Below are 8533 nucleotides of genomic sequence, written 5' to 3' on the forward strand. Positions count from 1 at the left end.
GACCTGCTTGTTTCTTTCCTCCGCGTCGAGGCATGTCCGCTTTACGCTGCTTCTTCCCGACGGGGTGGCGAGGCGCGGGAGTGGAGGTACGGCCCTGAGGACGGCCGGGACCGGGCCGGGTGGGTTTCGGCGCGCGGGCTGGGATGGATGGCTGATGGCCGTATTCGTGGCTAACGAGTCAGGCGTTGACGTTGATGAGGTCGCACTTACCGCTCTTGCCCGGTTCGTGTTGGACGCCATGAAGGTCAATCCACAGGCGGAGCTGTCGATAATGCTGGTGGAGCTGACCGCGATGGAGGAACTCCACGTCCGTTACATGGGCGAGGAAGGTCCGACCGACGTGCTGGCCTTCCCCCAGGACGATGCCTTCGACCCGTCCGCGCCTGATGCGGGTGAGGACGACCCGGCCCTGCTGCTCGGCGATGTCGTTCTGTGTCCGGAGGTCGCCCGTAAGCAGGCGGCAAAGGCGGGTCACTCACCGGAACACGAGATGCATCTGCTGTGTACGCACGGGATCCTGCACCTGCTCGGCTACGACCACGCCGAGCCCGAGGAGGAGCGCGAGATGTGGGCGGTGCAGTCCCGCCTGCTGGCATCGTGGGAGGTCGCCCGGACCGCTGGTACGCACTGAGTACGGCGATTGCGCGGCGTAGCAACGTCCGGGCGCGGCAGACGCCGCGGCAGACGGAGCGGCAGACACTGAGCGTGGTGCGGGGGAGCTGACGGGACGAGCCCATGGGCTATGGTGATGTTCCACTTCTGCTGATCGCGGTGGTTGCCGCGCTGTTCGCGGCGGGTATCGGGTGTGTCGACGCGGCGCTGACCCGCGTGTCCCGAGTGTCGGTCGAGGAGTTCCTGCGAGCCGGCCGGCCAAGGGCCACCCGCCTGGCCACGATCGTCGCAGACCCCGGTCGCTACCTGGCGCTGCTGCTGTTGCTGCGGATTGTCGGTGAGATGATCGCGACAGCCTGCGTGACTGTCATCGCCGTGCACACCTACGGTGCCGGATTCGCCTCGGTCGGTGGTCATCGCACGCGCGTACTGCTCCACGTCGCCTCCGCTCCCCCGCCGCGGCGGCCGGGGTCGCCCGTCGAACGTCGCGGCGGCACCGGCGATCTCCCCGTAGATGACGGGCGCGCCGCGAGCCAGCGCATGGTCGAGATCCTCGATGACCAGGACGGCGCCCCCTTCCCCGGGCACGTAACCGTCCGCATCCAGATCGAACGGACAGTAGGCCCGCGCCGGGTCGGTCCGGGCGGTCATCGCGTGGTTGTGCTGCTGGCAGGTGAGCGCATACGGCGACAGCGGGGCCTCGGTCCCGCCCGCGAGCACGACCGGGGTCCCGCGGCGGACCAGCCGCGCCGCGTGGGCGAGGCTGTCCAGGCCCCCGGCGCTCTCGGACACCAGCACCATCGACGGCCCCTTCATGCCATACATGATCGACAGCTGGCCGACCGTGGCCGCATAGAACCAGGCGATCGACTGATAGGCGCCAACCGTGTGCGACGGTGAGCTCCACAGCCGCTGGAGCTCACGCTGGCCAAAGGCGTTCCCCCCCGAACCGCTCGCGAGTGCCACCGACATCTCGTACGGATCGAGGGCCGCCGGATCGATCTCGGCATCGGCGAGTGCCTGGCCGGCCGCACAGAAGGCCAGCTGCGTCCAACGGTCGGTCTGCACGATGAACCGACTGGGCATGTGATCGGCAGCCTCGAATCCGGGCACCTCGCCGGCGAGGGTGGTGTCGTATCGGGACGGGTCGAACCCGCCGATGCGTCCGATCCGACTTTCGCCGGACAGCGCCGTCTTCCAGTAGGTGTCCGTGCCGATGCCGCTCGCGCAGACGATCCCGATGCCGGTGACAACCGCGCGTGGTTCTCTCGGCCGGCCCGTCACCGCCCGGCCCGTCACCGCCCGGCCTCCTGCGGCCGAGCGAAGATCATGGCGGACTGAAATCCGCCGAAACCGCTGCCGACCGACAGCGCCACGTCGACCCGTTGTTCCCGCGCCGTGTTGGGCGTGTAGTCCAGGTCGCATTCGGGATCACGGTTCGCCCAGTTCGCCGTGGGCGGCACAACGCCGTGCTCGATGGCCAGCGCGCAGGCGGCCATCTCGATGGCGCCGATCGCGCCGAGCGAATGGCCGACCATGGACTTGATCGAGCTGATCGGTACCCGGTAAGCATGGTCGCCGAGGGCGCGCTTGAAGGCGGCGCTCTCATGCCGGTCGTTCTGTTTCGTCCCGGAACCATGCGCGTTGATGTAGGAGACGTCCGTCGCAGCCAACCGCCCCTGGGTCAACGCGTCACCGATGGCGACCGCCATCTCGGCGCCGTCAGGCCGCAGGCCTGTCATGTGAAAGGCGTTTCCCCGGGTGGCGAACCCGGCGACCTCGCAGTAGATGTGAGCGCCCCGGCGCAGCGCGCGTCCCATCTCCTCCAGGACGACGACGGCGCCGCCCTCCCCCAGGATGAAGCCCTGCCTGTCCCGGTCGAAGGGGCGGGAGGCGTGCGCGGGGTCGGAATCATCCGGCGACGTCGCCCTGATCGCGTCGAACGAGGCGAGTGTGACCGGCGAGATCGGGGAATCCGAGGCGCCAGCTATCATGACATCGGCCTCCCCGTCCATGACGAGCTGGTAGCCGTACCCGATGGCGTCGATCCCGGACGTACAACCGGTCGAGACGACCTGCGCGGGGCCGTGTGTCTCGAACCTGGCCGCAACATCGGCCGCCAGGCTGCTCGGCATCAGCGCCTGATAGAGGAACGGGGCCGCATAGTCGGGATCCACCAGCCACTCCCGGCCGGTGTCGCTGGCCACGACGTATTCGGTTTCCAACGCCGTGGTGCCGCCGACCGCCGTACCCATCGCGACACCGGTCGCGTTCGCGGTGTCCTCGTCGAACACGATCCCACTGTCGGTGACCGCCTCCGCGGCGGCGGCGAGGGCGAACTGGATGTACCGGTCGGACCGTCGTGTCTGCCTGGGGGACAGACCGGCCGCCGCCGGATCGAAATCGCATTCGGCCGCGACCCGGGAGCGAAACGGCGAGGGGTCGAAAAACGTGATGCGGCGGGTGGCGGTGCGCCCTTCGGTCACGGTCGACCAGAATGCCGCCCGGGTCGCCCCTCCCGGTGCCACCACACCCACGCCGGTCACGGCCACGCGTCGCGAAGCGATCATCACGAGGCCACCGGGTCGCCGGCTGCGCTCTGGACAGCTGGACTCTGGATAGCTGGACTCTCGGTGTCGACGTGCCCGAGTTCGGGACGAGGGGCGAGCGGACCGAGGTGAAAAACCACCGACGCCGGTTCGGACCCGGTGTTGCGCAGCCGGTGGCGCATACCGACCGGGATGTAGAGCCCCTCGCCGGGTGCGACGACCGCAGGCTCGTCGTCGCAATCAACGGTAATCACCCCGTGCGTAACACACAGGAACTCTTCGCTGTATGGATGGTAATGTTCGGCGATCGTCTCGCCCGGCAGAAGCGTCGCCACGCCCATGAAGCCGGACGTACTGCCTACGGTTCGCGGGCCGAGCAGCACCCGCAGCTCCCCGCCACGGCGCCGATCTGCCGGCACGTCGCGAGCGGCCACATGTCCCCAGCAGGATGTGACAGCCATGCTCCTAACTCCCCTCTCGCTCGTCATGCACGGGTGTCGCGGGCCATACCGGCCACACCGGGCGCACCCGGTGCCCCGGCCCCGGCCCCGGCCGGATCAAGATCCCCGACTGCCAGCCGTTCGAGTTTGCCTCGGATGACCTCCATCTGGATCACAGAATTGATGTTGATCCGGGCGGTCATCGCCTCATCGTCGACGGGTGCGTCCGGGCGCATGGCGAAGTCCTGTACCCACGTCATCCGGACACCGCCGTCGACTTCCTCGTAGGACCAGTGGATGTTCATGTACCGGAAGGGGCCTGGCTCGACCCGATGCGCGCGTACCTCCCGGCGCTCGTGGTCAACCGTCCGCTCGCTCACCCATGACCAGACCCGCCCGTCGGCGTCCGGATGCATGACCAGCCGGAAACGCACGGTGTCAGCCTGGCATTCCGCGTCACTCCGCTGTTCCAGAATCTCCACCGAGGCATACTCCGTGAAGAGGTCCGGCCAGTTTTCGACATCGTTCGTGGCGGCCCAGACGACGCCGAATGGAGCGGCTATGAACACTGAGTTCTCGGTGTGTCCCGACATTACCGGGAGACCTCCTCGAAGGATTCGTTGACGATAGCGGAGATCTCGTTCACGGTCATCGTGACGGCGTGGTCGGGAATCTCGACTCCGAATCTCTCCACGATCACCGCCTGCAGCTCGAGCACCGCCAGAGAGTCGATTTCGAGATCCTGGAGAGAAATATCCGGGTTCCCGGCGAGAATACCGGGGTCCACGCCGGCCTTCGTAACGAGGATCTCCGAGATCTGGGCCGGTGTCACCACGGTCCGGGTATTTCCGCCGGTCGCCGTGCCGCCCGTTCTTTCGGCGTGTTCGGCGCTTGCCGTGTTTTCTGTGTTTTCTGTGTTTTCTGTGCTCATCGCCGTGTCCTTTTCAGTCCGCGACCAGGCGTTCGACCAGGCCGGTCGAATACTGGCCCTTTCGGAACTCGGTGTCAGCCAGTACCTGTTTGATGAAGGGGATGGTGGTGACCACGCCGGGACCGGCGATGTCGAACTCGGCCAGAGCGCGTTCGGCCCGGCCCAGCGCCTCAGCCCGGCTGGGTGCCCAGACCGACACCTTGGCCAGCAGCGAGTCGTAATGCGGGCTGACCCGGTATCCGGGGTAGCCGTGGGTATCGACCCGGACGAACGGGCCGGCCGGTGGTGTGAACCGTTCAAGCAGGCCCGGAGCGGGAACGAACCCGCGATCGGGGTCCTCGGTGTTCACCCGGCACTCGACCGCGACGCCGCGCGCGACGACGTCCTCCTGCCGTAGCCGCAGCGGGGTACCGGACGCGACATACAGCTGCTCGTGAACAAGATCGCATCCCGTCACCATCTCGGTAACCGGATGTTCGACCTGAATACGGCTGTTTATCTCTATGAAGTGGTGGGCCTGGTCCTCGTCAACCAGAAACTCGACCGTGCCGAGGCCGGTGAAACCGACCGAGAGCGCCCCGCGTACGGCGTCCCGGCACATTTCGGCCACCCGGTCGGGGTCGAGTTCGGGCGCGGGCGCCTCCTCGACCAGCTTCTGGTGGCGGCGCTGTACCGAGCAGTCACGAGTGCCGAGGTGGATACCTCCACCGTGCGCGTCGCAGAGTATCTGTACTTCGACGTGGCGGGCCCGCTCAAGAAAGCGTTCGACATAGATCCGGTCGTCGCCGAACACGGCCCGCGCCGCGGCGCGCGTCCGTGTGTAGGCCCGGGACAGTTCCGCGGCCGACCATACAACGGTCATACCGCGACCACCACCGCCGGCAACGGCCTTGATGATGACGGGGTAACCGACGGCGTCGGCTATATCGCGGACGTCGGCTGCGCTGCGGGCGGCCTCCGCGCTGCCGGTGAGCAGGGGCAGGCCAGCCTGGCGCATCAGCGTCCGCGCCACGCTTTTGTCTCCGAGCGACGCCATCACAGCCGGCGGGGAACCGATGAAAACCAGACCGTTCTCCGCGCAGATCTCGGCGAAATCCGGATCCTCGGACAGAAATCCGTAACCGGGATGGATGGCATCGGCCTCCGTCATCTTAGCCGCTTCTATGATGGCGGCGACATTGCAGTAGCTGCGCCGTGGCGGCGGCGGCCCGATACACACGGCCTGGTCGGCGTATCGCCGGACGACGGAATCGGCGTCCGCGGTCGAATAGACGGCGACTGTCCGGACGCCGAGCTCACGGCATGCCCGGGCGACCCGCAACGCGATCTCGCCTCGGTTCGCGATGAGAATTTTCTGAAACAATTCTACATCCCTCCGCGGGAAAAAGGCCGGGGGCCCCTCGGGGCCGCCGGGCGAGGCGGTTGTGCGATCGTGCCTTACCCGGCGGTCCGTCAGTGGTGCGGCGTGATTTCAACGAGAACCTGGCTGAACTCGACCGCTTCCCCGTTCTCGACGCAGATCCGGGCCACCGTCCCGCCGGTATCCGCGGTCACCGGATTCAGTAGTTTCATCGCCTCGATGATGCCGATGGTCGCGCCGGCCTCGATGACCTTCCCCACTGCGATGTAGGGTTCCGCCCCTGGCTCGGGGGCGTGGTAGAAGGTCCCGACGAGCGGGGCGGAGACGACGACGGTGTTCCCGGAGCCAACGTCCCCGGAACCGGCAACCCCGGAACCGGCAACCCCGAAGCCAACGTCCCCGGAGCCGGCAGCCCGGGAGCCGGCAGCGCCGGCGGGTACGAGCGCCGGAACGAGCGCCGGAACGAGCGCCGCGGCCGGATCCAGCTGGGCCGGTACGGCCGCAGCGAGCGCGACCGGCGACCATTCGACCTCGATGATCACATCTCCGGAACAGAGCCGGATGCGGCCCAGGCGCCCCGGTAGTTCATCGGCCAGCCGCCTGGCATACTCGTGCAGACACCCCAGAACGTGCTGGCGCTGATCGGTCGCGCTGCCCGGTCTCATGCGGCCGTCTCCTCCTGGCGCGGCCGCAGCCGCGGTTCGGCTGAGCCCGGAGATGGCGTGGACGCGGCCGGGGTCGCCACGGCGGCCTGGCCGAAACGGCGGAAGCGCCCACGCCGAGCGTTGACCAGTTCGGCCGCCGGCACCGACAGCAGAGGCCGCAGCGTTTCCACCACCGCGGCCCGCAGCAGGTCCGCGGCGGCACCATGATCCGCCTGTGCCCCCCCGAGCGGCTCCGGCACCACCGCGTCGACGATGCCCAGGCGCAACAACGACGGGGCGGTGAGACCGAGCGCACGCGCCGCCTGGGCGGCAGCATGGGCATCGTTCCACAGGATCGCCGAGCACGCCTCCGGGCTGATGACCGAAAAGACACCGTTCTCCGCCACAAGAACGCGGTCCGCGACGGCCAGCGCGAGCGCGCCGCCGCTGCCACCCTCACCAGTGATCACAGCAATGATCGGGGTCGGGAAGGCCGACATCCGCTGGATGGCGTGCGCGATCGCGGACGCCTGCCCCCTCTCCTCAGCCTCGCGCCCGGGGTAGGCGCCGGGGGTGTCGATCAGGGTGACCACGGGCAGCCCGAGCCGGGCCGCGAGCGACATCACCCGCATGGCCTTGCGGTAGCCCTCGGGCTGCGGCATGCCGAAGTTGTTCGCGATGAGATCCGCGGTCGAGTGCCCCTTCTGCGTCCCGACAACCGCCACGGCGAGTCCGTCGATCTCCGCCAGGCCCGCGACCACCGCGCGGCAGTCACCATAGAGGCGGTCTCCCCGCAGTTCGACAAAAGCGTCGAAGGAACGGGCGAGATAATCCTGGACGGTCGGGCGGGCCGTGTCGCGGGCGAGTCGTACGGTCTCCCATGGGTCGCGCTGGACCAACCGCTCCGGGTCGGTGATGACCACGCCCACCGGTCCGCCCACCGATCCGCCCGGCAGTCCGCCCGGCGCAGGACCGGCGGGCGGACCGGCCGGCGCAGGACCGGCCGACGCCCCGGCAGCCGCCGGCGCACGGTACCCGGCCGACAGCAACTGCGTCAGGCAGGTCCGAAGATCCACCCGGTCGGCGACGATGTCGACCTGACCCTTACTGGCGAGAAATCCGCTGCTCTGGAACTCGGCGGGAAGTTCCTGCCCGATGGTCTGGCGGATGACGCGGGGGCCGGCGAAACCCATCCGGCTGCCGGACTCGGCAACGATCACGTCCGTGTTGGTGGCAAACGATGCAGCCACACCGCCATAGGTGGGGTCGGTCACCAGGCTGATGGACAACAGGCCCCGTTCCCGGTGCCGCTGGATGGCGATGCCGGTCTTTGCCATCTGCATCAACGACAGACAGCCCTCCTGCATTCGAGCGCCACCAGAGGTCGTGACGATGAGCAGGGCGAGCGCGTCGTCGACGGCACGTTCGACCGCGAGGGTAATCATTTCCCCGACCGCCGACCCGAGACTCCCGCCCAGAAAACGGAAATCCATGATGGCTGCGACAATAGGGTAGGCACCGATGCTGGCCGTGCCACACAGCACCGCCTCGGCAAGTGAGGTCTCCTCGCGGGCGGCCTCCCAACGCCGGCGGTAGGGCCGGGTATCGGTGAAGCCCAGGACGTCAAAGGCCACGGGTTCGATCGGCAACGGCGCGAAACTGCCCGCGTCAAGAAGCTGGTCCACCCGCTGCGACGCCGTGAGCCGACTGTGGTGACCACATTCGGGACACACGAGCAGATTGCGGGCCAGTCGCTTGCCGTAGACGAGCGCCGTACAGGACCCGCACCGGGTCCAGGCCGCAGCCCTCGCCCCGGCGGTAGCGGTCTTCACGCGACCTCCCCCTGAGACGCCGTCTCAAAGGTGTAGAAACAGTGTGCCATCGCGTCCGCGGGCGAACGCCATGTCTTCAGGTACGGCCGAATATGGTGCTGCAATCGGTCGCTGACGCGCTTGAACTCCTCGTGACCGCGTGCGTTCTCAACCGTCCGCCGGCCC

The 8533-nt window shown here is 68.1% G+C and carries 9 protein-coding genes and 2 pseudogenes; 2 read left to right on the forward strand and 9 right to left on the reverse strand.

Annotation, left to right across the window (positions count from 1 at the left end; genetic code table 11):
• Window positions 1-154 precede the first annotated feature (154 nt).
• Together ybeY and U9977_RS13760 are read left to right on the forward strand one after the other, a co-directional pair.
• Entirely contained in the window at window positions 155-631 is a 477-nt protein-coding gene (gene ybeY, locus U9977_RS13755) for an rRNA maturation RNase YbeY (RefSeq protein ID WP_322749645.1), read from the forward strand.
• Window positions 632-735: 104 nt separating this feature from the next.
• A pseudogene (locus U9977_RS13760) lies at window positions 736-948 on the forward strand (CNNM domain-containing protein); the annotation flags it as partial.
• Between the two features lie 68 nt (window positions 949-1016).
• Here U9977_RS13760 and U9977_RS13765 read toward each other — a convergent pair.
• From U9977_RS13765 to U9977_RS13805, 9 genes and pseudogenes are all read right to left on the reverse strand, one after another.
• A pseudogene (locus tag U9977_RS13765) lies at window positions 1017-1911 on the reverse strand (beta-ketoacyl synthase N-terminal-like domain-containing protein); the annotation flags it as partial.
• Window positions 1908-3182, reverse strand: coding sequence for a beta-ketoacyl-[acyl-carrier-protein] synthase family protein (locus tag U9977_RS13770; protein WP_322749646.1), 1275 nt, complete (start codon window positions 3180-3182; stop codon window positions 1908-1910). The pseudogene U9977_RS13765 and the gene U9977_RS13770, both read right to left, overlap by 4 nt.
• The gene (locus U9977_RS13775) at window positions 3182-3622 is read right to left on the reverse strand and encodes a cupin domain-containing protein (RefSeq protein WP_322749647.1); all 441 of its coding nucleotides are present in this window, start codon (window positions 3620-3622) and stop codon (window positions 3182-3184) included. Before U9977_RS13775 ends, U9977_RS13770 begins: the two co-directional genes overlap by 1 nt.
• Before the next feature lie 23 nt (window positions 3623-3645).
• Window positions 3646-4194: an SRPBCC family protein gene (locus U9977_RS13780; RefSeq protein ID WP_322749648.1), complete on the reverse strand. Its 549-nt coding sequence runs from the start codon at window positions 4192-4194 to the stop codon at window positions 3646-3648.
• Window positions 4194-4532 (reverse strand): acyl carrier protein, encoded by a 339-nt coding sequence (locus U9977_RS13785; RefSeq protein WP_322749649.1) that lies wholly within the window; start codon window positions 4530-4532, stop codon window positions 4194-4196. Before U9977_RS13785 ends, U9977_RS13780 begins: the two co-directional genes overlap by 1 nt.
• Before the next feature lie 13 nt (window positions 4533-4545).
• Entirely contained in the window at window positions 4546-5895 is a 1350-nt protein-coding gene (locus tag U9977_RS13790; protein WP_322749650.1) for an acetyl-CoA carboxylase biotin carboxylase subunit, read from the reverse strand.
• Between the two features lie 89 nt (window positions 5896-5984).
• On the reverse strand, window positions 5985-6557 hold the full coding sequence (locus tag U9977_RS13795; protein ID WP_322749651.1) for an acetyl-CoA carboxylase biotin carboxyl carrier protein: 573 nt from the start codon (window positions 6555-6557) through the stop codon (window positions 5985-5987).
• The gene (accD, locus tag U9977_RS13800) at window positions 6554-8368 is read right to left on the reverse strand and encodes an acetyl-CoA carboxylase, carboxyltransferase subunit beta (RefSeq protein ID WP_322749652.1); all 1815 of its coding nucleotides are present in this window, start codon (window positions 8366-8368) and stop codon (window positions 6554-6556) included. Before accD ends, U9977_RS13795 begins: the two co-directional genes overlap by 4 nt.
• On the reverse strand, window positions 8365-8533 hold a 169-nt coding region (locus tag U9977_RS13805), incomplete at its 5' end, for a TcmI family type II polyketide cyclase (RefSeq protein ID WP_322749653.1). The genes U9977_RS13805 and accD, both read right to left, overlap by 4 nt.

Source organism: Protofrankia sp. Cas8 (assembly GCF_963555845.1).
GTDB lineage: Bacteria > Actinomycetota > Actinomycetes > Frankiales > Frankiaceae > Protofrankia.